Origin of the sequence: Saccharomonospora sp. NB11 (assembly GCF_015910535.1) — a bacterium.
Lineage (GTDB): Bacteria > Actinomycetota > Actinomycetes > Mycobacteriales > Pseudonocardiaceae > Saccharomonospora.
The window spans coordinates 281,922-305,639 of record NZ_JACBJG010000003.1; the positions used below are offsets into that span (position 1 = coordinate 281,922).

The 23,718-nt window shown below is 70.3% G+C and carries 21 protein-coding genes; 14 read left to right on the forward strand and 7 right to left on the reverse strand.

Annotated elements, in window-relative coordinates; genetic code table 11:
* Window positions 1-54 precede the first annotated feature (54 nt).
* From JAV51_RS05860 to JAV51_RS05890, 7 genes are all read left to right on the forward strand, one after another.
* Complete coding sequence (locus tag JAV51_RS05860; protein WP_197319592.1) at window positions 55-1,143, forward strand: inositol-3-phosphate synthase; 1,089 nt, start codon at window positions 55-57, stop codon at window positions 1,141-1,143.
* 178 nt (window positions 1,144-1,321) lie between these two features.
* Complete coding sequence (locus JAV51_RS05865) at window positions 1,322-2,518, forward strand: MFS transporter (RefSeq protein WP_197319593.1); 1,197 nt, start codon at window positions 1,322-1,324, stop codon at window positions 2,516-2,518.
* 123 nt (window positions 2,519-2,641) lie between these two features.
* Window positions 2,642-4,729, forward strand: coding sequence for a PhoX family phosphatase (locus JAV51_RS05870; protein WP_197319594.1), 2,088 nt, complete (start codon window positions 2,642-2,644; stop codon window positions 4,727-4,729).
* A 56-nt stretch (window positions 4,730-4,785) separates the two neighbouring features.
* Entirely contained in the window at window positions 4,786-5,478 is a 693-nt protein-coding gene (locus JAV51_RS05875; protein ID WP_197319595.1) for an SDR family oxidoreductase, read from the forward strand.
* Window positions 5,479-5,999: 521 nt separating this feature from the next.
* Entirely contained in the window at window positions 6,000-6,356 is a 357-nt protein-coding gene (locus JAV51_RS05880; RefSeq protein ID WP_197319596.1) for a GntR family transcriptional regulator, read from the forward strand.
* Complete coding sequence (locus tag JAV51_RS05885) at window positions 6,353-7,252, forward strand: ABC transporter ATP-binding protein (protein ID WP_197319597.1); 900 nt, start codon at window positions 6,353-6,355, stop codon at window positions 7,250-7,252. Before JAV51_RS05880 ends, JAV51_RS05885 begins: the two co-directional genes overlap by 4 nt.
* Window positions 7,252-7,941: a hypothetical protein gene (locus tag JAV51_RS05890; RefSeq protein WP_197319771.1), complete on the forward strand. Its 690-nt coding sequence runs from the start codon at window positions 7,252-7,254 to the stop codon at window positions 7,939-7,941. Before JAV51_RS05885 ends, JAV51_RS05890 begins: the two co-directional genes overlap by 1 nt.
* Before the next feature lie 36 nt (window positions 7,942-7,977).
* Here the strand turns inward: JAV51_RS05890 and JAV51_RS05895 are convergent, their stop codons facing one another.
* The 3 genes from JAV51_RS05895 to JAV51_RS05905 are packed head-to-tail and all read right to left on the reverse strand — an operon-like array spanning window position 7,978 to window position 11,729.
* Window positions 7,978-9,291 carry an amidohydrolase family protein gene (locus JAV51_RS05895; protein ID WP_197319598.1) on the reverse strand — a complete coding sequence of 438 codons (1,314 nt, stop codon included), beginning with the start codon at window positions 9,289-9,291 and terminating at the stop codon, window positions 7,978-7,980.
* Between the two features lie 18 nt (window positions 9,292-9,309).
* Entirely contained in the window at window positions 9,310-9,963 is a 654-nt protein-coding gene (locus JAV51_RS05900; protein WP_197319599.1) for a response regulator transcription factor, read from the reverse strand.
* Window positions 9,960-11,729, reverse strand: a complete 1,770-nt coding sequence (locus JAV51_RS05905) for a histidine kinase (protein ID WP_307845745.1) — start codon at window positions 11,727-11,729, stop codon at window positions 9,960-9,962. Before JAV51_RS05905 ends, JAV51_RS05900 begins: the two co-directional genes overlap by 4 nt.
* A gap of 142 nt (window positions 11,730-11,871) precedes the next feature.
* On the opposite strand from JAV51_RS05905, the gene JAV51_RS05910 reads away from it, so the two are divergent.
* Together JAV51_RS05910 and JAV51_RS05915 are read left to right on the forward strand one after the other, a co-directional pair.
* Entirely contained in the window at window positions 11,872-12,579 is a 708-nt protein-coding gene (locus JAV51_RS05910) for an ABC transporter ATP-binding protein (RefSeq protein ID WP_197319600.1), read from the forward strand.
* Complete coding sequence (locus JAV51_RS05915; protein ID WP_197319601.1) at window positions 12,576-14,804, forward strand: FtsX-like permease family protein; 2,229 nt, start codon at window positions 12,576-12,578, stop codon at window positions 14,802-14,804. Before JAV51_RS05910 ends, JAV51_RS05915 begins: the two co-directional genes overlap by 4 nt.
* A gap of 42 nt (window positions 14,805-14,846) precedes the next feature.
* Here JAV51_RS05915 and trmB read toward each other — a convergent pair whose 3' ends face one another.
* The 4 genes from trmB to JAV51_RS05935 all read right to left on the reverse strand — a co-directional run bounded on the left by trmB (window position 14,847) and on the right by JAV51_RS05935 (window position 18,018).
* Entirely contained in the window at window positions 14,847-15,554 is a 708-nt protein-coding gene (gene trmB, locus JAV51_RS05920) for a tRNA (guanosine(46)-N7)-methyltransferase TrmB (protein ID WP_374058976.1), read from the reverse strand.
* Between the two features lie 21 nt (window positions 15,555-15,575).
* The gene (locus JAV51_RS05925) at window positions 15,576-16,067 is read right to left on the reverse strand and encodes a hypothetical protein (RefSeq protein WP_231641368.1); all 492 of its coding nucleotides are present in this window, start codon (window positions 16,065-16,067) and stop codon (window positions 15,576-15,578) included.
* A gap of 206 nt (window positions 16,068-16,273) precedes the next feature.
* Complete coding sequence (locus tag JAV51_RS05930) at window positions 16,274-17,038, reverse strand: ABC transporter permease (RefSeq protein ID WP_197319604.1); 765 nt, start codon at window positions 17,036-17,038, stop codon at window positions 16,274-16,276.
* A gap of 38 nt (window positions 17,039-17,076) precedes the next feature.
* Window positions 17,077-18,018 (reverse strand): ABC transporter ATP-binding protein, encoded by a 942-nt coding sequence (locus JAV51_RS05935; RefSeq protein ID WP_197319605.1) that lies wholly within the window; start codon window positions 18,016-18,018, stop codon window positions 17,077-17,079.
* Between the two features lie 126 nt (window positions 18,019-18,144).
* On the opposite strand from JAV51_RS05935, the gene JAV51_RS05940 reads away from it, so the two are divergent.
* From JAV51_RS05940 to JAV51_RS05960, 5 genes are all read left to right on the forward strand, one after another.
* A complete protein-coding gene (locus JAV51_RS05940) occupies window positions 18,145-18,729 on the forward strand; it encodes a TetR/AcrR family transcriptional regulator (RefSeq protein WP_197319772.1) in 585 nt (194 codons plus the stop codon).
* Between the two features lie 5 nt (window positions 18,730-18,734).
* A complete protein-coding gene (locus JAV51_RS05945; RefSeq protein ID WP_197319773.1) occupies window positions 18,735-19,637 on the forward strand; it encodes an SDR family oxidoreductase in 903 nt (300 codons plus the stop codon).
* Between the two features lie 48 nt (window positions 19,638-19,685).
* Entirely contained in the window at window positions 19,686-21,296 is a 1,611-nt protein-coding gene (locus tag JAV51_RS05950) for a dynamin family protein (protein ID WP_307845746.1), read from the forward strand.
* Entirely contained in the window at window positions 21,293-21,763 is a 471-nt protein-coding gene (gene grpE, locus JAV51_RS05955) for a nucleotide exchange factor GrpE (RefSeq protein WP_197319607.1), read from the forward strand. Before JAV51_RS05950 ends, grpE begins: the two co-directional genes overlap by 4 nt.
* An 83-nt stretch (window positions 21,764-21,846) precedes the next feature.
* On the forward strand, window positions 21,847-23,703 hold the full coding sequence (locus JAV51_RS05960; RefSeq protein WP_197319608.1) for a dynamin family protein: 1,857 nt from the start codon (window positions 21,847-21,849) through the stop codon (window positions 23,701-23,703).
* The last annotated feature ends 15 nt before the right edge of the window (window positions 23,704-23,718 follow it).

Below are 23,718 nucleotides of genomic sequence, written 5' to 3' on the forward strand. Positions count from 1 at the left end.
GTCATCGCCGCTCGGCGTCAGTACCCAAGCAATGACTAGTAAGGAGATACCGGCATGGGCGAGAACCGCCGCGTAAGGGTGGCCATCGTTGGCGTCGGCAACTGCGCGGCGTCGCTTGTTCAGGGGGTCCATTACTACCGCGACGCCGACCCGAACTCGCGCGTGCCCGGACTGATGCACGTTCAGTTCGGCGACTACCACGTGCGTGACGTGGACTTCGTCGCGGCCTTCGACGTGGACGCGAAGAAGGTGGGCCAGGACCTGTCGGAGGCGATCCTCGCCAGCGAGAACAACACCATCAAGATCTGCGACGTCCCGCCGCTGGGTGTGACGGTGCAGCGCGGGCACACGCTCGACGGTCTCGGCCGCTTCTACCAGGAGACGATCCAGGAGTCGGACGAGAAGCCGGTGGACGTCGTGGAGGCCCTGCGTGCCGCCGAGGTGGACGTCCTGGTGTCGTATCTGCCGGTGGGTTCCTCGGAGGCGTCGAAGTTCTACGCCCAGGCCGCGCTGGACGCCGGGGTGGCGTTCGTCAACGCGATCCCCGTCTTCATCGCGTCCGACCCGGAGTGGGCCGCCAAGTTCGAGCAGGCGGGCGTGCCGATCGTGGGTGACGACATCAAGTCGCAGGTGGGTGCCACGATCACGCACCGAGTGCTGGCCAAGTTGTTCGAGGACCGGGGTGTCCAGCTCGACCGCACCATGCAGTTGAACGTGGGCGGCAACATGGACTTCAAGAACATGAAGGAGCTGGAGCGGCTGGAGTCGAAGAAGATCTCCAAGACCCAGGCCGTCACCTCGCAGATCGAGCGCGACCTCGGCAAGGCCAACGTGCACGTCGGGCCGTCGGACTACGTGCAGTGGCTCGACGACCGCAAGTGGGCGTACGTGCGGCTGGAGGGGCGCGCGTTCGGTGACGTGCCGCTGAACCTGGAGTACAAGCTGGAGGTCTGGGACTCGCCGAACTCGGCGGGCATCATCATCGACGCCGTCCGCGCGGCGAAGATCGCCAAGGACCGGGGAATCGGCGGTCCGCTGCTGTCGGCCTCGTCGTACTTCATGAAGTCGCCGCCGCAGCAGTACGACGACTCGACCGCCCGCGACGCGGTGGAGAAGTTCATCCGCGGTGACGTGGAGCGCTGACCCGCTCCGGTCGTGCCGACAAGGCCATCTCGCCGAGTGCGAGGTGGCCTTTCGTCGTCTCGGGGTGCGATCGGCATCGCAGTTGCTTGTAGGAGCTAACCATTACACTTAGCATGTCTAAGTAATTCTCGTGGTGCTGCCGCGAGTCACTCCTACGCGTGCGAGGGATCGCCAAGCTGTGAGTGCGCAAAGCCATTCGGCTCTGTTCTCCGCCGTCAAGGGCCAGCCGAAGCAGGTGTGGATCACCGCGTTCGCGGCCGTCATCGCGTTCATGGGCATCGGTCTGGTCGACCCGATCCTGCTGTCGATCGCCGAGGGACTCGACGCCTCGCCGTCGCAGGTCACCCTCCTGTTCTCCTCCTATCTCGGCATCCAGGTCCTCGCGATGCTCGTCACCAGCGCGTCCAGCGCTCGGTTCGGGGCAAAGCGAACGGTCCTCGTCGGGCTCACGTTGATCGTGCTGGCCACGTTGGCCTGCGGCTTCGCGGGCAGCATCGAGCAGCTCATCGGGTTGCGGGCGGTGTGGGGACTCGGCAACGCCTTCTTCATCGCCACCGCGTTGTCCGTCATCGTGGGCGCGGCCACCGGAGGACAGGCGGGGGCGATCCTGCTGTACGAGGCCGCGTTGGGTCTCGGGCTCGCGGTGGGGCCGTTGCTCGGGGCGGTGCTCGGCGACATCTCCTGGCGCGGTCCCTTCTTCGGCACGTGCGTGCTCATGGCTGTCGCGCTGGTGCTCTGCGCCGCCTTCCTGGACAACGACAGTGGGCAACAGCGTCCCCGCGTTCGCATCACCGACCCGCTGCGGGCTCTGCGACACCCCGGGCTCGCGCGCGTCTCGATCGGCTCCGCCTGCTACACCGCAGCGTTCTTCACGGTGCTCGCGTGGTCGCCGTTCGTGCTCGAATGGGGTGCGGTCGCCATCGGTCTGGTGTTCTTCGGTTGGGGCGTGTGTGTCGCCGTGGCCGGGGTCGTGCTGGCGCCGAAGCTGGCCGCCCGGCTCGGGGAGCGCACCGCGACCGTCGTGTCCGTGCTCGGCTACGGCGTCCTGATGGCGGTCATGCTCGTGCCCGCGAAGGAAGTGCTCGTGGTCGCCATCGTGGTCAGCGGTCTGGTGTCCGGGCTGCTCAACACGCTGTTCACCGGAACCGCGATGTCGGTCAGCGACGCACCGCGACCGGTGGCCAGTGCGGGCTACAACTTCTGTCGCTGGCTGGGCGGTGCCGCCGCCGCGACGCTCGTCGGGCACGTCGCCGAGTGGTTGGGATCGGACCAGGCGCCGTTCCTGGTGGCGGCGGTGCTGTGCCTGATCGCCACTGGTGTGCTGGCGGCGGGACGGCGCACGACGTCACCCGCGGCGACGGCCGAGCGGGTGTGACGCTCACGGTGTCGAACACGCGGTGTAGGCCGTTCGTTTGATGTTCACCGCCAGGCATACCGGCGCTTGCTTGGCCGACCTAACGTCACCGGGGCTTGTCCGATCGAGTGACCTGGAGGTCGTGTGTCTGTCGAGCCCGGACGTCTGCTGCCACTGCTGAGCTCCCACCGTCCCGGCCGATCGGCCGTCACGTGCGAGTACCGCTGTGGCAACGCGTGTGCTCACCCCGCGCCCAACACGTCCGACAACACCACCTTCGCCGAGGTGGCCCGCGGCGTGCTCTCGCGCCGCGGAGCGCTGAAGGCGACGGCGGTGCTGTCGGCGACTGCGGCCGGGTTCGCGGCACTGTCGGGCACGGCCGCCGCCGAGCCGTCGGTGCCCGCCGCGCTCGCCGGGTCGGGCCGTCGTCAGGGACGTCCGGTGCCGGGCACGAACTTCACGCCGGTGACGCCCAACCGGGACGATGCGGTGACGGTGCCCGAGGGTTACGACCACCGGGTCGTGATCCGCTGGGGCGACCCGGTGCTGCCCGGTGCGCCGCAGTTCGACTTCCACAACCAGACCGCCGAGGCACAGTCCCGCCAGTTCGGCTACAACAACGACTTCGTGGGCCTCGTCCCGCAGGACGCCTCGGGCCGCCGTTGCCTGATGGTCGTCAACCACGAGTACACCACCGAGAGCCACATGTTCCCGGCGGGAACCTACGACCCCGAGAACCCGACCGAGGAACAGGTGAGGATCGGGTGGGCGGCGCACGGCCTCACGGTCGTCCAGACCGAGCGCGACCCGCAGGGCGGGCTGCGGGTGGTGCCGAGCCGGTACAGCCGCCGCATCACGCTGAACACCGAGTTCGAGGTTCGTGGTCCCGTCGCGGGGTCGCGGTACCTGCGGACGTCGGCGGACCCGGAGGGGCGCACCGTGTTCGGCACGATGAACAACTGCGCGGGTGGGGTCACGCCGTGGGGCACGATCCTGTCCGGCGAGGAGAACATCCACCAGTACTTCGCCAACGCCGACGCGGTCACCGACCCGGTGGAGGCCGAACGGCTCCGGCGGTACGGGTTCGCGCCCGGTGCGTCCACCCGCAAGTGGGAGCGCTTCGACCGGCGCTGGGACATCGCGCAGGAACCCAACGAGCCCAACCGGTTCGGCTGGATCGTCGAGATCGACCCCAACGATCCGAACTCCACGCCGATCAAGCACACGGCGCTCGGCCGCTTCAAGCACGAGGGCGCCACCATCAAGATCACGAAGGACGGCCGGGTCGCCGCCTACTCCGGCGACGACGAGCGGTTCGAGTACATCTACAAGTTCGTCTCCAACGGCCGCTACAAGCCGGGCCGCAGCGCCCACGCCCGCAGGCACAACTCGCGCCTGCTCGACGACGGCACCCTCTACGTCGCGAAGTTCACCGGCGACAGCCCGGCCGAGGAGATCGACGGCTCCGGAACGCTGCCCTCGGACGGCGAGTTCGACGGCACGGGTGAGTGGATTCCGCTGGCCAGCGGCGACGTCTCGTACGTGCCCGGGATGACGGCCGAGGAGGTGTACGTCTTCACACGAGAGGCGGCCGACCGGGTCGGTGCGACCAAGATGGACCGTCCCGAGGACGTCGAGCCGAACCCCGTCAACGGGCGGGTGTACGCGTCGCTGACCAACAACAGCGACCGCGGCATGGCCGGCAAGGCCGCCGCCGACGAGGCCAACCCTCGCAACGGCAACCGCAACGGTCACGTGCTGGAGTGGGAGGAGGCGCACGGCGATGCGGCCTCGACGCGGTTCACCTGGCGATTGCTGCTGGTCTGCGGCGACCCTGCCGAGGCGGACACCTACTTCGGCGGGTTCGACAAGGGCCAGGTCAGCCCGATCTCGTGTCCCGACAACGTGACGTTCGACCGCCACGGCAACCTGTGGGTCGCCACGGACGGCAACGCGTTGGGCGCCAACGACGGGCTGTTCTCGGTGCCGGTCGAGGGGCCGGACCGCGGCCACGTCAAGCAGTTCCTGAGCGTGCCTATTGGTGCGGAGACCTGCGGTCCGGTGGTGACCGACGACGTCGTCGTGGTCGCCGTGCAGCACCCGGGTGAGGACGGGACGCCGGAGGAGCCGCAGTCGCACTGGCCCGACGGCGGCACGTCGCCCGCACGCCCGGCGATCGTGGCGGTGTGGAAGAAGGGCGCGCACGGCCGTCCGGGTCTGATCGGTTCCTGATCCGCCGCCACGGGCCCGTTCCGGGGTCGGTCGGCCCCGCGTTCTACGGTGGACGCATGGCTGACCGACCCCTCGCTCTCGTCACAGGCGCCACTCGCGGCATCGGCGCGGCCGTGGCCGCGGCGCTCGCGCCCACCCATCGGGTGCTGCTCGGAGGTCGGGACGCCGAACGCCTGCAGGCGCGGGCCGAGGAGCTGCCCGACGCCTCGGCGTGGCCCGTGGATCTCACCGACGCGGACGCGCTTCGCCAGGCGTGCGCCTCGATCGACTCGCTCGACGTGCTGGTGCACTCGGCGGGAGTGGCCAGGTTGGGGTCGGTGGCCGAGTCCGAGGCGGCCGTGTGGCGCGAGAACCTGGAGGTCAATCTCGTCGCCGTGGCCGAGCTGACGCGCCTGCTGCTGCCCGCGCTGCGCGCCGCGAAGGGACACGTCGTGTTCGTCAACTCGGGTCAGGGCCTCGCCGCCCGCGCGGGTTGGGGGCCGTACGCGGCCAGCAAGTTCGCCGTGCGCGCCTACGCCGACGCTCTGCGCGCCGAGGAGGAGAGCGCCGGGGTCCGCGTCACCAGCGTCTATCCGGGACGGACCGACACCGACATGCAGCAGGCCGTGGTGAGTCACGAGGGTGGCGAGTACCAGCCGGAGAAGTACCTGCGTCCCGAATCGGTCGCCGCTGCCGTGGCCGCAGCCGTGACCGCGAGCCCCGACGCGCATCTCACGGAGCTGACGATTCGTCCTCGGCCGACGCGTTAGGACTGTGTCGGCCCAGCTCGCCGACGTAGGACTTCACGGCCTCGTCCTGGTCGGGCGCTGAGTGCGTGATCGCGTTCAGCGGGTCGACCCTCGGGCGTGGCCGGAGAGGCTTCCCGAACTGCTGTCGTGACGCCGGTCGGCGGCTGTGCTGTCGCGAAACGTGCGGCTGAAGGTGCCCAGGCCGCCGACACCGATCGCGAACACCGCCGGTTTCCCTCGGCGGGAACATCGCGCGCTCGACACGCCTCACGGCGCGGCGTCATCGCCGATGAAGGCTCGGAGTAGCGCGCCTTACCGGACGTGCGTGATCCGGGCGTGTGCCGTCGAGTGGTGCCGCGTCGTGATTTGTCGCGCCCGCGGCAGCGGGCGGTCGACGTCCTCCCTTCCTGCTCCGGTGCGGTCCACCGTGCCCATTTCCGTCCACGTGTGTCGCGAGCAGCTTGACGACATCCGTGGCTTAGTGGCATGGTTACCTACATGACTAATGAACCAACGGACTGGTTCACCGGACGGGGAGTGTGATGGACGACGGGCGCCCGCTGTTCGTGCAGATCGCCGAGCAGATCGAGGACGCGATCATCGACGGCTCGTTGCCGGAGGAGAGCCGGGCTCCGTCCACCAACGAACTCGCCGCGTTCCACCGGATCAACCCGGCCACCGCGGCGAACGGCATCAACAAGCTCGTCGCCGACGGGCTGCTCTACAAGAAGAGGGGGGTCGGGATGTTCGTGGCGGCGGGAGCGCGGGAAGCGCTTCTGAACAGGCGCCGTAACGCGTTCGCGGAGAAGTTCATCGCGCCGTTGCTCGCCGAGGCGCGCCGGTTGGGGATGGACGCCGAGGACCTGAAGAAGATGATCGACAACTGGGAGGACGCATGACCGTCGCAAGCCTGCGGGGCGTGACGAAGCGTTACGCCTCCACCACTGCCGTGGCCGACGTGTCCTTCGACCTCCACGCCGACCGCATCCACGGGCTGTTGGGCCGGAACGGCGCGGGCAAGAGCACGGTCATGCGGATGCTCACCGGCCAGGACCTCCAGACCGACGGCACCATCGAGGTGTTCGGTTCGGCGCCGTACGAGAACACCGAGGTGCTGCGGCAGGTCTGCTTCATCAAGGAGTCGCAGCGGTACCCGGACATCTTCCGGGTGCGCCACGCGCTCGACGCCGCGAGCCTCATCTTCCCCAACTGGGACGCCGACTTCGCCGACGAGCTCGTCGACGAGTTCCGGCTGCGCACGAACCAGCGCATCAAGAAGCTCTCCCGGGGACAGCTCTCGGCCGTCGGGGTGATCATCGGGCTGGCCGCCCGGGCGCCGCTGACGCTGTTCGACGAGCCCTACCTCGGGCTCGATGCCGTGGCGAGGCAGATGTTCTACGACCGGCTGCTCGCCGACTACGCCGAACATCCCCGCACGATCGTGCTCTCCACGCACCTGATCGACGAGGTCGCCGACCTGATCGAGCAGGTGATCGTGATCGACTCCGGGCGCATCCTCATGAACGACAGCGCCGAGGTCCTGCGGTCGCGGGCCGTGACGGTGACCGGTCCGGCGTCGGAGGTGGAGCGGTTCGCCGCGGGCCACACCGAGCTGTACAGGGAGCAGCTCGGCGGGATCCTGCGCCTCACCGTCCAGGGGGCGACGCCGCCGCGCGAATCGGAGAATCTCCAGTTCGAGCCGGTGTCGTTGCAGCAGCTCGTGGTCCGTGCGACGCAGCTCGCGGGCCGCGAGCAGGTGTTCGAGGGCACGACGAACGGTAAGGAGGTCCGGTGATGGGACACCTCGTGCGGGTGGCGAAGATCCAGCTCGTCAACGCGTTCTCGGTGCTCGTTCTCCCGTTGTTGATCACGGCTCTGGTGCTGGTGGGCAACCTGGTGGTGGCCGCGGCGTTCACCAACGGCGAGGGGTTCGTGACCGGAGGTGTGTTCTCCCTCTACGTCACCATGCTGGTGGTCCACCTCCAGACGATGACGCAGATGTTCCCGTTCGCCCTCGGGCTCTCGGTGACGCGGAAGTCGTTCTTCGGGGCCACGACACTCGTGGTGCTCGGCCAGGCGGCGGGGTACGGCGTCCTGCTCACCGCGGGCAAGTTCGTCGAGGAGGCCACCGACGGGTGGGGGCTCGACGTCACGTTCCTCGCGTTGCCGTTCCTCAGCCACGACAACGTGGTGTTGCAGTTCCTCGCCTACACGGTGCCGCTGGTGATGCTGTCGTTCCTCGGGCTCTGGATCGGCATCGTGTTCCAGCGGTGGAACCAGCTCGGCGTGTGGGTGCTGACCGTCAGCCTGAGCCTGCTCGTGGTGGGTCTCGTGCTGGTGGTCGAGTGGCAGAACTGGTGGTCGGAGCTCGGCCGGTTCTTCTCCGAGCTGCCCGCCATCGTGTTGCAGGCGGGATTCCCGGCCGCGATCGCGGTGCTGTTCGCCGGTGCCGCCTATATGACGACGCGTCGCGCTGTGCCCTGATCCGGGCACGCGGGGGTCGGACGCGTCGACAGGGGATCAGCGCAGGTGGACGGAGGCTTCGGCCACGTCCGCCTGCGCTGCGGCGCGATCGACCCGAGTGGGTTCGCCGCCGGCGACCACCTGCTGCCCCGCGACCCAGACGTCGGTGACCGTCCGCGAGCCCGCCGCCCACACGAGATTGGCGAGCACCTGCTCGTCGGGCACGTCCAGCCCGGTGGCGAACGCGGGGTCGTCGAGGTTCACGTGCACGAGGTCCGCCCAGCGGCCCTCCTCCAACGCGCCGATATCGTCGCGGCCGAGTGCTTCCGCACCACCTCGGGTGGCGAGCAGCAGCGCGTCGGCGGCGCTCAGCGCTGTGGCGTCCGAGGTGGACAATCGAGCGAGCATCGCGGCGAGCTGCACCTCCTGCCACAGGTCGAGGTCGTCGTTGCTGGCGGGGCCGTCGGTTCCCAGTCCGACCGCGACGGACGCCGCGCGCAGGTCGGCGAGCCGGGCGATGCCGGAGGCGAGCTTCGCGTTGGAGCCCGGGCAGTGCGCCACTCCGGTGCCCGTACGGGCGAACAGAGCGATGTCGGCGTCCGAGAGATGCACGGCGTGCGCGGCGAGCAGGCGGCCACGCAACAGGCCGAGCTTGTCCAACATGGACGGAACTGACCCGTGGGCGGCCCGCTGCTCGGCGTCCTCGTCGGCGGACTCGGCCACGTGGATCTGCACCAGCGCACCCCGGTCGGACGACGAGGCGGCGACGGCCTCCAGCGCCTCGATCGGCAGCGTGTAGGCCGAGTGCGGGGCGTAGCTCAGCTCGATCCGGTCGCCGTCGCCGAAGCGGAGACCGTCGGCGTCGATCCACCGCTCCGTCTCGGCCAGCATGCTCTGCCAGCGCAGACCGGGCAGGTCGATGATGGGAGCACCCAGCACGACCCGCGCACCGGTCTCCAGCACACTCGCGGCCATCTCGTCGGCGTGGAAGTACATCTCCGTGCTCGTGGTGACTCCCCGGCGCAGCATCTCCACCGACCCGAGCGTCATCCCCGCACGCACGTCGGACGGCCGGAGTTTCGCCTCCGCGGGCCAGATGACCTCCCGCAGCCACCGCAACAACGGCAGGTCACCGCCCATACCGCGCAACAGCACCATGGGGCTGTGCGCGTGGGTGTTGATCAGCCCGGGCAGCAGGATGCCGCCGAGGCGACGGGTGAGCGCGGGAGCCCGCGTGTCCGTCGGCGCCGAGTCCGCGGGGCCGCAGTAGGAGATGCGGCCGTGGTCGTCGACGTCGACCACCCCGTCGCGAACCACCGAGCAGGCGGGATCGGCGGGAAGGACGACGGGGGCGTGCAGACGGAGGGCCATGACGGCGATCGTAGGCGACTACTCGTCGTCCATGATCCCGTTCCGCCACGCCCAGGCCGCGATCTCCACCCGATTGCGCACCCCGAGCTTGTTCTGCACCGACGCGAGGTGGGTCTTCACCGTCGACAGCGACAGGTACAGCTCGGCGCCGATCTCGCTGTTCGTCAACCCGCGCGCGGCGGCCCGTGCGACGTCGAGTTCCCTCGGGGTCAGCTCCGTCGACGGCGCCGGGGCCTTCGGACGTTGCTTGCCGCTGAAGTGCTTGAGCAGGCGCACCGTGATCTGCGGTGAGACGAGCGCGTCCCCGCGTGCCGCCGCCCTGATCGCCTCGATGAGGAACGAGGGCCCCGCGTCCTTCAGCAGGAAACCGGACGCACCGCCCTGCAACGCCGCGTGCACGTACTCGTCGAGGTCGAACGTCGTCACGACCACCACCTTGAGCGGGTCGGACACCTGCGGACCGGCCAGTTGCCGGGTCACCTCCAGGCCGTCGAGACCCGGCATGCGGATGTCGAGCAGGCACACGTCGGGCCGCAGTTCCCGCGCCTGGCGTACGGCGTCGACGCCGTTGTTGACGTCGGCGACGACCTCGATGTCCGGTTGCGAGCCGAGGATCAGCTTGAAGCCCGCGCGCACCATGTCCTGGTCGTCGGCGATCAGTACCCGGATCACTCGCCGTTCCTTTCGCCTGTCCTGAGCGGAATCCACGCTTCGACGAGCCAGCCGCCCTCCGGCGACGGCCCCGCGGACAACCGGCCGCGAAGGAGGTCGACGCGCTCCCGCATCCCGACCAGACCGTATCCGGAGTCCTCGGACGGCCGACCTCGCCTGTCGGTGCTCTCGGTGCCGTCGTCGGTGACGCGGATGTGCAGTTCCTCCCCCGCCACCCCGGACACCGTGTCCACCACGACGACGGCCCGGCTCGCGTTCGCGGCGTGCTTGCCGACGTTGGTCAGCGACTCCTGGACCACGCGCAACGCCGACCGCGCGACCTCGGGCGGGAGGTCGTCGGGCACGTCGACGGTGAGGTCGGTCGGAATCCCGTGGTTGCCGGTGTCCACCAGTCGCCGGAGGTCGGCGGCGAGGTCGGTGGTGGCCTGTTCGCTGAACTCGCTGGCACCGGCGGGGGCGTCGCCCCGCATGCTGCGGACCAGTCGTCGCATGGCGGTCATCGCGTCGGTTCCGGCGCGTTCGATCTGCGCCAACGCGTCGGTGACCACGGCGGGGTTCTGTTCGGCGACCATGCGCGCGGCCTGCGCCTGCACCACGATGCCCGTCACGTGGTGGGCGACGACGTCGTGCAACTCCCGCGCCAACGCCATGCGCTCGGCGGTCTGGGCGTCACCGACGGCCGTGGCGATGACGCGGTTGCGTTCGGAGTCGCGGGCCTTGAGGAACATGCCGATGGACACGCAGATGCCGAGGGTCAGCAGGGCCGCGGCGAACGCCGAGCGCAGCGAGGAAGCGTCGAGCGTGATCGTGTGAGGGGTGTGTATGACGGTGACGACGCCGACGGCGACGGACTGCAGCACCACCATCCAGGTCGCACGCTTCGTCGGTTCGTACCGGACGACCATCACGACCAGGGCCATGCCGCTGGCGACCTGGCTCAACGTGAGGCCGTAGAAGTCGTCGTAGAGCGGTCCGGTTGAGCGGACCAGCATGCCGGAGACGAGGAGCAGCGCGCAGTAGTAGACCACCGCCTGCGACGGGAACTTGGACCCCAACACGGCGAGCACCGCCGTGCCGAAGGCACACAACAGCACCAGGAGGTCGAGGCTGGGCGGCGGCTCGACGAAGGACAGCTCCAGAAACAGCAGCGCCGACAGCACGATGACCAGGGGCCATTGGCGGCTGAGGAAGGTCAGCAGCTCGTTGTGCTCGCGTCGGGGGCGTCTGGCTCGCCGGTGGTAGATGCCTGCGGCGACGGTGACCACGACCAGCGCGGCCCCGCCGATGGCGGTCAACGCGAAATTGTCTGGCCCGTACCGCCAGGTGCCCGCCCGCGCCACGGTGACGACGACCGCGGTGAAAACCAGCGTGCTGGTGACGAACGTCGCCGCGAAGGGGCGAAGTGTCGACACCGCGAAGTACACGAGTTCGACTCCCGCGACGGTCTCACTGAAGGTGATGTGGTCCAGCAACGCCGTGTACGACGGGGCACCGGTGACGACGATCAGCCCGGTGGCCGACAGCAGTACGCCGGCACCGGCGACCCCGGCGGGCAGCGGGTTGCGCTGCGACCACACGGCACACGCGGCCAGCGCCAGGATGCCGGGGACCAACCACAGGTCGAGACCGCGCGGGCCCCAGGTGTCCGTCGCAGCGTCGGTGATGATCACCAGGTCGCACAGCACGGCGGCCAGCAGCACGATGCCGGGCAGACCGAGCTGCCGGGAGTAGTGAGTGATGCGTTCGAGAGGGGACCGGGTGGGCACGACACGACGTTAGAGCAGTGAGGCTCGCTCCCAGCGCGGCCGTTCGGTCATCTTCGACTCGGTCGATCGGCCGAGCCGGACGCCCCGGTTCCACCCGTCCGTCCGAGGTGGAAAGACGCCCCCGCGCGGGAGGCTCTTGCGCATGCTTTCGGAGACACAGACGATCCAGCCCCAGGAGTCGGGCGGCACCGGGCCCGTTCTCGTCGGCCGAGGACTGATCAAGACGTACGGCACCCAGCGTGCTCTCGACGGCGTGAACATCGAGATCGGTGCGGGCGACGCCGTGGCGGTCGTCGGGCCGTCGGGTTCGGGCAAAAGCACGTTGCTGCACGTGCTCGCGGGCATCCTGCCCGCCGACACCGGCGAGGTCCTGCTCGCGGGCCGCCGGATCGACCAACTCGGCGAGGGGCCCCGCAGCGAGCTGCGGCGCAAGGAGTTCGGGTTCGTGTTCCAGTCGGGAATGCTCGTGGCCGAGCTGACCGCCGCCGAGAACGCGGCGCTGCCGTTGTTGCTCGGCGGTGCGGCGCGTGCGTCCGCGATGCGGACGGCCCATGAGTGGCTGGACAGGCTCGGGCTGGGCGGCAAGGCCGAGCGACTGCCCGGTGAACTCTCGGGCGGCGAGGCCCAGCGGGTGGCGATCGCCCGTGCGCTCGGCCACCGGCCGAGCGTGATCTTCGCCGACGAGCCCACCGGCGCCCTCGACACCCGCACCGGTGCGGAGACCATGCAGGCGTTGCGCGAGGCGGCGGCCGAAAGCGGCGCCGCCGTGGTCGTGGTGACCCACGACCTGGAACTCGCCGCCTCCCTGCCCCGGACGGTGTCCATGCGGGACGGCAGGGTGCAGTCGTGATCGCGATCCGCCTCGCTCTGCGCGTGGTGCGCCACGACCGGCGCACGCGGACCTCGGCGATCCTCATGGGGGTGGGGGTCGCCGTCGCCACCACGTTGATGCTCGTTCTCGTCGCCCTGCCGGGCGCCGCGCAGTCCCGGGTCGACAGGGCCGCGTGGCAGGATCCGGCCGCCGCCGACTTCGTGGGGGAAGCCGGCGGCGGCCCGATGCTGATGAACATCAGCGAGGACCGCTACGACAACCGCACGATCACCCGGGTCGACGTCGCCTCGACCGACCCGTCCGGCATCGAGCTGCCACCCGGGATCGACCGGTTCCCCGGTCCCGGAGAGGTCCTCATGTCGCCCGCGCTGCGGGAGCTCGCCGCCGGGCTGCCCGCCTCGGTGCTGGCCGACCGGTTCCCCGGCGAGGTCGTCGGGACACTGGGCACGGACGCGCTGACCCATCCCGACCAGCTCGCCGTACTCGTCGGCCACACCGAGGCCGAGCTGGGCGGGGCCGCCATGTCGGTGTTCGGCTTCGGCCTGCCGGGGGACTCGTGGGATGCGAGCCTCGACCTCCTCGCCGGCGTGGGCATGGTCGTGCTGCTGGTCCCGAGTCTCGTGCTGGTGGCCTCCGCGGCCCGGCTCACCGCGACGCGTCGGGAACAGCGCCTGGCGGCGTTGCGGCTCTCGGGTGCCACGCCCCGGCAGGTGGTCGGCATGGTGGCGGGGGAGAACGCCATCGCCGCGGTCGGCGGCGCTCTGCTGGGCCTGGCCCTCGGTCCGCTCGCGCGGTGGGCGGCCTCCCACGTGCCGTGGCAGGGCGGCACCTGGGAGCCGAGCGACTTCACCACCTCGCCCGTCGTGACCCTCGCCGTGGTGGTGGCCGTCCCGCTGCTCGTGCTGGCGGCGGCCGTGATCGGGGTCTGGCGGGTGGTGCGAAGCCCGCTCGGAGCGGCCGGGTCCCACCGTCCCCGGCGACCGCACTGGAGCCGACTGCTGTCGTTGCCCGCCGCCGCACTGGTGTTCTTCCTGCTGTTGCGCAACCTCTCCGGCCAGCTCGGGGTCGTGCTGCTGATCGGTGCGTTGGGCCTGATCATCGCGTCGTCGATGTTGATAGGACCGTTCGTCACGGCCGCGATCGGCGCGTTGTTCTCCCGGTCCTGGCGCAAGCCGTCGGTGCTCCTGGCGGGACGCAGGCTGCGACACGACCCGAAGGGCGCCTACCGGGCGTCGGCCGGGGTGGTGCTCGCGGTGTTCACCGGGTCGATGGCGCTGACGGTGCTGCCGACGATCGAGACACTCGCCGGGTCGTCCTCGCCGTACCGCGACTCGACGCTCTACGTGTACGCCGACGCCCAGGCCGACGAGGTCGCCGACCGCGCGGACGCCGTGCTCGCCCGCTACGGGATCGCGCAGCGCACCGAGCGGATCGCCACCGTCGAGATGAGGTTCGACGAGAACTTCGGCACGGAGGCGTACGTCCTCGACTGCGACGCCGCCGCCCGACTTCTCCGCATCGACATGGGGAAGGCCTGCGCCGAACCGGGGGTCGCCGACATGGTGATGCCCGAATCGCTGGACGGTGCGGTCGTCGCGAGCTACGACGGAGCCGAGGCGGAGCTCCCCGAAGGGACCCCGCGCCACCGGATCGAGGTGGAGGCCAGTGACATCCACGTTCCGGTGCTGATCGACCCCTCGGCGCTGCCCGTCGGCTTCGACCCCGAGCCGACCATCGTCGCGGTGTCGTACACGCCCGAGAACGCCGACCTCGTGCGCACGGCGCTCGCCTCGGCGGCGAACGGTCTGCAGATCGAGAGCGTGTCCTCCCGACTCGCCTCGCAGCAGGCGGAACTGGCCGACCTGCGTCGCGTCACCGTGATCGGGCTCGTCCTCGCCGCCTTGCTGAGCGGGTGCAGCGCCGCGATCACCACCGCCGGGTCGGTGATGGATCGGCGCCGGACCTTCGGAGCGCTCCTGGCGGCGGGCACGCCGGTGCACATGTTGGGCCGGGCCCTGCGCACGGAGGCCGCGATGCCCGCGCTCGTGGCGACCGTGGGCGCAGGTGCCACCGGCGTCGCGGTCGGTGGAGGACTGGCTTGGATCTTCACCCAGTCGTCGCCGGTGGTGACACCGTGGGCGCTGGCACCCGTGGTGGTCGGTGCCGTCACCGCCCTCATCGCCGCGTCGGTGTGTGTGCCCGCCCTGAAGCGGGTGAGTGCCGAACCGCTGTCCGACGACTGACCGGGTCGGGGGTCGCCCGCGCTGCGGGTGGCCCCCGGCAGGTCAGGAGATCTTCTCGAAGATCAGGTCGCGGCTCTCGCGGCCCTCGGTGCGCGCTCGCTGCTCGAACTTCGTCACCGGACGGAAGTCGGGCCTCGGAGCCCAGCCGTCGTAGCGGTTGCGCAGCGTGGGCTCGGCCGAGCACACCTCCAGCATCTGCTCCGCGTAGTTCTCCCAGTCGGTCGCGAGGTGCAGCGTCGCGCCCGGGGCGAGTCGCGAGGCCACCAACGACACGAACGACGGCTGGATCAGCCTGCGCTTGTGGTGGCGCTTCTTGGGCCACGGGTCGGGGAAGAAGATCCGGACCGCCGACAGCGACTCGACAGCCACATGGTCGGTGAGCAGCACGACCGCGTCGCCGTGGAGCAGCCGAAGGTTCTCGACGCCCAGCTGCTCGGCACGCAGCATCAACTGGCCGAGTCCGGCCTCGTACACCTCGACGGCGACGTAGCTCACGTCGGGGGCCGCCGCCGCCAACTGCGAGGTGGCCTCGCCCATGCCCGAGCCGATCTCCAGCACCACCGGGGCCTGCCTGCCGAACCACTCGGCGAAGTCGATCGGCCCCTCCGGCAGGTCGGACACCGCCCGGCCCCACGACGGCCACAGTCGTTCCCAGGCTCGTTGTTGCCCTGCCGTCATCCGCCCGCCGCGCTTGACGTAACTGACGACGCTGCGCATTCTCGGCTGGTGCTCGCTACCCACGACGCGCACGATAGCCGTGCGATCCGGGTCTCAGCGCAGCGCCTCGAACTCCGCCGCCGACGCGGCGAGCCCGGCCAGTCCCGCCACCGCCACGGGATGCGGCGGCGGACCGACATGGGCGGGCAGGACGTCGATCCAGCCGTCGTGCCGATCAGTGGTGGAAACCGTGGTCGGAAAACCGTGACCCGAAACGGTGTTCTCGGACGGCAGGAATTCCCAGTAACCCGATTCTCCGTCGGGTGCCCACGGCACGTATTCCCACCCGCCGCGTTCCGAGAGCAACGCGTGAATGCGATCTTCGATCCGAAAACCGTCGGAACGGGAGCGGAGTCGTCCGGCCGCGACGGCACGCAACCACCACGGTGCCGGGACGGGACCGTACGACCGCACGGCCCGGTACAGGGTGAGGACTTCGGACTCGGCGGCGTGATGGATCCAGGCGCACCGGGATTCCGCTGGTGACGCCGCTGTCGGGGGTTGGAAGGCCTGCTCTATCGCGTCGGCCCATTCGAGGTCGGCCATCGGCTGGACTTGGAGGGGAATGCGTATCGCCGTCAAGGGGTACCTCCGGGCTGTTCCTGACGCCGAGGTACCCACTATGACGCCTCGACGCGTGCCGAAACCGGTTGAGTGGGCCCCCTCACAGGCATTTTACCGGCAATTAACCCGATTGGACACGAAAAAAGGTCGTGGACGCGCTCGGCGCCCACGACCCCTCGAATTTTTCGTCAGGCGTCGCGCTTGTTGGTGGTGACGATCGCGATGATCAGCAAGCCCAGCCCGATCGCCGCGAAGTAGGCGAACGCCCAGCCGGGGCTGAGCTGCGACGTCGACAGCGGTGGCCCAGCGAAACCCGCCCCGCCGCTGGACTCGCCGTCACCGGTGAGGAACTTGTGCGCCACGTTGAACGGCAGCCACTGGTAGATGTCGTCGCCGAACCGCGGAACGAGCTGCACGAGACTCTCGGCGGCCAGCGTGTAGATCATCAGCAGCGAGATCGCACCCGCGCTGTGTCGCACGAGCAATCCCACGGCGACGGCGATCACCGCGGCGACCGCGAACACCGGGCCCACGCCGACCACGTTGACGACGTCGGCGGTGCTGTCCAGCGCCAGGTCGTAGTCGGGTGCGAGCAGCAACGACAGCCCCCACGACGAGAACGCCGTGAGTTCGCCGATGAGCAGCGCCAACAGGGCGACGACGGTGGCTTTCGCCACCAGGACCGCGGTGCGGTTGGGCACGGCCTGGAACGTCGTCCGGATGGTGTTGAAGCGGTACTCGGTGGTCACCGACAACGCGCCGAGCACCATGATGACGGCGAGCGCCAACTGGTAGCCGAACTGCGTGGCGGCGACGGTCGCCGGGAACTCCGGCGTGGCGTTGCCGACCACGAGGGCCGTGAAGGAACCGGCCAGCACGACGCTGGCCACCGCGCACCACCACGGCGACCGGGTGGAGAGCAGCTTGATGCGTTCGACCGCGAGCAGTGTCATCGTTTCTTGCCTCGTCAGGAGTCGGTCGGGCGGGTCGGTCAGGCGGCGGTGTCGGCGGGAACGCTCGCGGCGTCGGTGACGCCGTCGGCGTGGTACTCGACGGCGTCGCCCGTGATCTGCATGAAGGCTTCCTCCAGCGAGCCGCGCTGGGGGCTCAGCTCGTGCAGCACAGCGCCGTGTTCGTGTGCCAGTTCGCCGATCCGCGAGCTGTCCAGACCGGAGACCAGCAACGCCTCGTCGTCGTCGACCACCTCGGCGCCCTGCGCACGCAGCACCTTGGCCAGCACGTCGAGCTGCGGGCTGCGCACCTTGACGGTCGACGCGGACGCGCGGGCGACGAACTCCTCCGTGCTGCTCTGCGCGATGAGCCTGCCCTTGCCCACGACCACCAGCTCGGAGGCGGTCAGCGCCATCTCCGAGAGCAGGTGGCTGGAGACGAAGACGGTGCGGCCCTCACCGGCGAGCCGCTGCATGAACTGGCGGATCCACAGGATGCCTTCCGGGTCCAGCCCGTTCACCGGCTCGTCGAACAGCAGCACCTCGGGATCGCCCAACAACGCGGTGGCGATGCCGAGTCGCTGCGACATGCCGAGCGAGAACCCGCCTGCCCTGCGGTCGGCGACCGAGCCGAGTCCGACGGTCTCCAGCACCTCGTCGACCCGGCCGAGCGGAATGCGGTTGGACTTCGCGAGCCAGGTGAGGTGGGCGCGCGCCGTCCGGTTGGGGTGGACCCACTTGGCGTCCAGCAGTGCGCCGACGGTCCTCAGTGGATGACGCAGCTCCCGGTAGTGCTTGCCCGCGATGCGCACGTGGCCCGACGTGGGGGTGTCGAGTCCGAGGATCATGCGCATGGTGGTGGACTTGCCTGCGCCGTTCGGTCCGAGGAAGCCGGTGACCTTGCCCGGCGTGACACTGAACGAGAGGTTGTCGACGGCAAGGGTCTTGCCGTAGCGCTTCGTGAGGCCGACTGCCTCGATCATCAGTTCTCCCTGGTAGCACCCGTGTCCTTCCAGGATGCCTGATGATCGCGGTGCGGTGACTCGGTGATCCCCCTGACCTCGACCCTGAAGTTGCGGCCAGTTAATGAGCCGTGGTTCAATAATGGGGTGGCGAGACCTCGGACCATCGACCGACGCCGGCTGCTCGACGCGGCGGCCACGGTCATCGCGCAGGAAGGGCCCGCGTTCACGCTGGCCAGGGTCGCCGAGCAGGCCGGAGTGTCGGTCGGCAGCGTGGCCGGGCACTTCGGGTCCAAACACGGCCTGCTCGTGGCGCTGAGCGAGTCGGCGACCCGCCGGGTGGTGGCCGTGCTCCGCGAGGCGGCCGACGCGGCACCCTCGCCACGCGAGGCCGTGCGGGTGGCGCTCGTGGCGCTGTACGCCGACCTCGGCGACGCCCGGGAAGCGGCGAACCACCTGGCCCAACTCGGGGTCGACCTGGCCGATCCGACCCTGCGGAACCTGCTCGCCGAGCACTACGCCGCCGTCGAGGGCGTGTTGGGTGACCTCCTTCGCGACGCCGCGAGTGCGGCGGGTGACGACTGGCGGGGGCCGGAACCCGACGTCGCGGCACGGGTGCTGCTCGCCGTGGCGAACGGCAGCGCGATCGACTGGTCGGCTCGCCCGCGCGGTGACCTCGTCACGCGGCTGGAACAGGACGTCGAGGCGATCACGAGGAGTTGGTGGGCGTGACGGGACTGGGCGGCAAGGTCGCGGTCGTCACGGGCGCGACCCGGGGGTGTGGACGTGCGATCGCGGTCGAACTCGGTCGGGCGGGAGCCACGGTGTTCGTCACCGGCCGCAGCACGCGCGAGTCCGCGTCGGTGCTGGGCAGGCCGGAGACGATCGAGGAGACGGCCGAGCTCGTCGAGGCCGCGGGCGGTCGGGGCGTTGCAGTGCGCTGCGACTTCACGTCCGTCGCCGACGTGGCCGCCCTCGCCGAGCGGGTGGCCGCCGAGGGTGGGCTCGACGTCCTGGTCGACGACGTGTGGGGCGGCGACCGCTACGCCGACCACAGCTCGCCGTACTGGGAGTCGGACCTCGACGACGCCCTCACGCTCGTGCGCAACGGACTCGACACCCACCTGATCGCGCTGCACCGCCTGTTGCCGCTGCTCGTGCGGCGTCCCGGCGGGCTGCTCGTGGAGGTCACCGACGGCGAGGACGACACCGTGCACGGCGCGGCACTGCCGTACTACCTGGTCAAGTGCGGAGTGCGGGCCATCGCGAGGGCACTGGCGCCCACGCTCGCCGAGCACGGAGGCACGGCGCTCGCGGTGACGCCGGGGTTCCTCCGCTCGGAGGCGATTCTGGACCTCTTCGGTGTCACCGAGGCCACGTGGCGCGACGCGATCACCGACGAGCGGCCGGAGTTCGCCGTGTCGGAGACGCCGTACTACCTGGCCCGTGGGGTCGCCGCCCTCGCCACGGACCCGGACGTGGCGCGGTTCTCGGGCCGGACGCTGGCCTCGTGGACGCTCGCCCGCACCTACGACCTCACCGACGTCGACGGCAGCAGGCCGGACTGGGGGCGTTACTACGCCGAGGTGTTCCAGGCGGGCCGCGATCCGCTCACCATCGACCCTGCGCCGTACCGTTGACCCCTCGCTCCGCGTGGGAGGATTGCCCGCGTGACACAGGGGGCATCAGTGAGCACGACGGAGCAGGGAGGCCGGGTCGCCGGGCCGGTGGGACCGCTGTCGGCAGCGGTGGCGAACCTGTGCCGACGATTGCAGCCGCAGGTGTCGCCGCGAACGGCGGCCGGGTTCACCCAGGTGCTGCGACGGCTCGGCGCGCCGTTGCAGGTCGCCGTGGCAGGGCGCATCAAGTCGGGCAAGTCCACCCTCGTCAACGCGTTGATCGGACGCCGTGTCGCGCCCACCGACATCGGTGAGTGCACGCGACTGGTCACCCGCTTCCAGTACGGCACGGTCGACCGTATCGAGGTGGTGTTCAAGGACGGGGGCAAGCAGGTCCTGCCGTTTGCGGCGGACGGCTCCATCCCGGCGGAGCTGGGCGTCGACATCGACACGGTCTCGCACATCGAGGCGTATCTGACCAACGCGGCGTTGCAGCACATGACCGTGATCGACACGCCGGGGCTCGGGTCGCTCGACGCCGCGTCGGTGGCGCGTACCGAGCACCTGCTGAGCGCGGCGCGCAGGGGCAGCGCCGAGGCGGGCGAGGACACCGACTGGGACGAGGACGACGACCGGGGCCCCGACGAACTCGACGAGACCTCGCGCAACGCGGTGGCGGGCGCGGAGGCCGTGCTCTACGTGATGACGCAGGGGCTGCGGGCCGACGACGAGCAGGCGTTGGCCGCGTTCACGGCCGCCACCGCGAGCCGGGAGGCGGGTCCGGTGAACGCGATCGCGGTGCTGAACAAGGCCGACACGATCGTCGCCGACACGGTTGAGGGCGCCGACGGGGACACGTGGCGTGCGGCGACTCTGTTGGCACGCAAGCAGGCCGAGGTGCTCAAGCCTCGGGTGGCCGACGTGCTGCCCGTCATCGGGCTCATCGCCGAGTCGGCCGAGTCGGGCCAGTTCACCTCCTCCGACGCCGACGCGCTGCGGCAGCTCGCCGCGCTCGACGACGAGTCGTTGGAGGTCATGCTGCTCTCTGCCGACATGTTCACGAGCTGGGAGTGCGACGTCCCCGCCGGGGTGCGGGCGCGGCTTTTGGAAAAGCTCGACCTCTTCGGCATCCGATGCGCCGTCGACGCCGTGCGGGAGGACCCCGACGTCACGGCGGGCGCACTGCGACGGATGCTGCTCGACGTCTCTGGGCTCGCGGCCGTGCGGGCGAGGTTGAACACCGTGTTCGCCGCCAGGGCCGACGGCATCAAGGCCGCGGCGGCGTTGGCGTCGGTCACGGCGCTGGCCCACGCGTCGGGCAACGCCGCCGAACGGCAGCGGGTCCACGACGCCATCGAGGTGCTGCTCGCCAAACCGGAGGCGCACCAGCTCCGGGTGTTGGAGGCGCTGACCCTCGTGGCGTCGGGTGCGGTGGAGATGCCGGACGACCTCACCGAGGAGGTGTTGCGGGTGGGCAGCAACGCCGACGTCGCGGCGCAGCTCGGCAAGTCCGGCAGTTCCCCCGCGGAGTTGGCGACGTACGCGCTGGAACGTGCGGGCTGGTGGCGGTCGTTCGCGTCGTTCGGCGCGACGCCTGCACAGAGCCGGGTCGCACACGTGGTCCACCGGGCGTACTTCCTGATCTGGCAGCAACTGAGGGCGTCGGGAGACCACCGATGAGCACGACGACAGGCGACGAGGCCACGGGCGCGGTGCACGCGCTGGAGGAGGACACCCCCACCGGGCGGCTCGACCCGGCGGACGACGTGCCCGCCGACGGGGGAACCGCTCCCCGACCGCGTGCGTCGAAGTCGGGCGTGGAACCCGTGGGAGTAGCCGCACCGATCGATCACGAGCAGGCACTCGCCGATCGACACGCGCTCATCCAGCTCTGCCTGTATGCGATGGACCGGGCCCGAAGCGGCGGGGTCGCGGAACGAATCGAGCAGGGGCTCGCCGGGATCGGGGTGCACGCGATGCGTCCCGACGGTCAGCGGTTCGACCCCTCGCTGCACGAGGCCGGCGGAGCGGTGCCGACCGACGACGCCTCCCTCGAAGGAACCGTCGCCGAGACGGAACTGGTGGGCTTCGTCGACCACGACCGGTTGCTGCGCGCGCCGATCGTGACGGTCTACACGCGTCGCTGACGAGGCGAGCGCTCGACCGACGGCGACCGTCGGAGAGTGGAACGCGCCACCGGACCGGGTGACACCGCGATAGGGTCCGCCTCGTGAGCACGGCACCTTCCCTCGGTAAGCCCAGCCTGCCCGCGCAGGTGAAGAAAGCCCGCGAATCGCTGCTCGCGTTGCTGCGCGACCTCGACCCGCAGGCGGCGAAGTCGGTGGAGGACCAGCGCGGTGCGCGCACCACCAAGCCGTCGGTCGTGGTGGTCGGCGAGACCAACCGGGGCAAGAGTTCGCTCGTCAACGCCCTGCTCGCCAAGCCGGGGTTGTCCCCGGTGGAGGCCGAGGTCGCCACGGCCACGTACCTCGTGTTCGAGCACGCCGACGAGTGGCAGGCCCAGGCGTGCTACCCGGGCCAGTTGGCGCCCGTGGGATTCGATCTCGACGAACTCGACCGGTGGGTGAGCGCCCGCCACGACCTGCCCGAGGGGCAGTTGCCGCCGCGCTACGTGGAGGTGAGCGGGCCGGTTCCGCTCCTGGAACGCATCAGCGTCGTGGACACCCCGGGCGTCGGTGGGCTCGACTCCGCCCACGGCGAGTTGGCGATGGAGGCCGCCGCGGGGGCCACCGCGTTGCTGTTCGTGGTCGATGCCTCCGCGCCGTTCACCGCCCCCGAGCTGCGATTCCTGACCGAGATGGCCGACCGGGTCGAGACGGTCGTGTTCGCCCTGTCGAAGACCGACCAGTTCCGTGGCTGGCGGCAGATCCTCGACGCCGACCGCGCGCTGCTCGCCGAGCACGCCCCGCGGTTCGCGGACGCGCCGATCCACCCCGTCTCGGCGCGCATGTTCGAGTTGGCCGCGAAAGCGCCGAACGAGCAGGCCGCGGCCCTGTTGCGGCAGAAGTCGGGTGTGGCCGACCTACAGGGTGCGTTGCAGGAACTGCTGGTCGGACGCGCCGCCATGCTCGGTGAGGCGAACACATTGCGGGCGCTGTCGAGCGCGCTGGGCGAGCAGAGGGTCCGGCTGGCGGCGCAGGAGCGGGCGCTGACCTCCGGGGAGTCGGAGGCGCGGGCGTTGCGGGAGCGCCGCGACCAGTTGGTGGCAGACCGCCGGTCCTCCACGAAGGGCTGGCAATTGCGGATGCGTGGTGAGATCCAGCGCGCCCGGGTAGAGCTGGGGCACGAGGTCAGCAGGCAGGTGCGTGACGCGCAGACCCACTTCCGGCAGCGCATCGAGGCGGCGACCCGGGAGGAACTGGCCTCGCTCGCCCCGCAGGTCGACGCCGCCCTGCAGTCGGTGTCGCAACGCGTGTCCGCGCTGCTCGCGCAGCGGGTGACCCAGGTGACGGACGCCGTGCTGGCCGACCTGTTCTCGGCGGAGGAGTTGGCCGTGATCCGCGGGCAGTTGGCTCGGGGCGCAGGGGGACCGACGGTGGTGCTGCGCCCTCCGGAGAAGCGGCCTCCGACGGCGGAGGACAAGCTGCTGGTGTTCATGGGCGTCTCCGGTGGAGCCGGTGCGGCCAAGCTGGTCGCGGCACCGTTCGTGAGCGCGGCCCTGTTCACGCCGGTGGTGCTGCCCGCCACGATCGTGATCGGCCTCGGGGCGGGGTGGTGGATGGCCCGGACCCGGCGGCACGCGGCGGACAAGCAGCACGCCAAGCAGTGGCTCATCGAGTCGATCGCCGAGGCCCGCTCGACGCTCGACCAGCTCGTCGCCGAACAGCTCATCGAGGCCGAACAGCAGCTCGCGCTCGCGTTGGACGACGCGCTGAGCCGCCGCATCGAGGCGATCGAGGCGGAGCTGAAGGAACTCGACACCACGATCAAGCTCGACGAGAAGGAGCGGGCCCGCAAGCTCTCCCAGGTGCGGCGCAGGGCCAAGGAGGTCGAGGAGGGCACCCGGCAGGCCGACGCGTTCCTGGGCCGGATCCGGGCGTTGCGCGACCGGCCGCGACAGGGCTGAGTGGTCGGACCACCT

Coding starts and splice junctions, on each gene's coding strand:
- JAV51_RS05890 (WP_197319771.1), top strand. CDS start 7,252: ATGGGACACCTCGTGCGGGTGGCGAAGATCCAGCTCGTCAACGCGTTC.
- JAV51_RS05930 (WP_197319604.1), bottom strand. CDS start 17,038: ATGACACTGCTCGCGGTCGAACGCATCAAGCTGCTCTCCACCCGGTCG.
- JAV51_RS05910 (WP_197319600.1), top strand. CDS start 11,872: ATGCTTTCGGAGACACAGACGATCCAGCCCCAGGAGTCGGGCGGCACC.
- JAV51_RS05875 (WP_197319595.1), top strand. CDS start 4,786: ATGGCTGACCGACCCCTCGCTCTCGTCACAGGCGCCACTCGCGGCATC.
- JAV51_RS05860 (WP_197319592.1), top strand. CDS start 55: ATGGGCGAGAACCGCCGCGTAAGGGTGGCCATCGTTGGCGTCGGCAAC.
- grpE (WP_197319607.1), top strand. CDS start 21,293: ATGAGCACGACGACAGGCGACGAGGCCACGGGCGCGGTGCACGCGCTG.
- JAV51_RS05895 (WP_197319598.1), bottom strand. CDS start 9,291: ATGGCCCTCCGTCTGCACGCCCCCGTCGTCCTTCCCGCCGATCCCGCC.
- JAV51_RS05925 (WP_231641368.1), bottom strand. CDS start 16,067: ATGGCCGACCTCGAATGGGCCGACGCGATAGAGCAGGCCTTCCAACCC.
- JAV51_RS05935 (WP_197319605.1), bottom strand. CDS start 18,018: ATGATCGAGGCAGTCGGCCTCACGAAGCGCTACGGCAAGACCCTTGCC.
- JAV51_RS05885 (WP_197319597.1), top strand. CDS start 6,353: ATGACCGTCGCAAGCCTGCGGGGCGTGACGAAGCGTTACGCCTCCACC.
- JAV51_RS05880 (WP_197319596.1), top strand. CDS start 6,000: ATGGACGACGGGCGCCCGCTGTTCGTGCAGATCGCCGAGCAGATCGAG.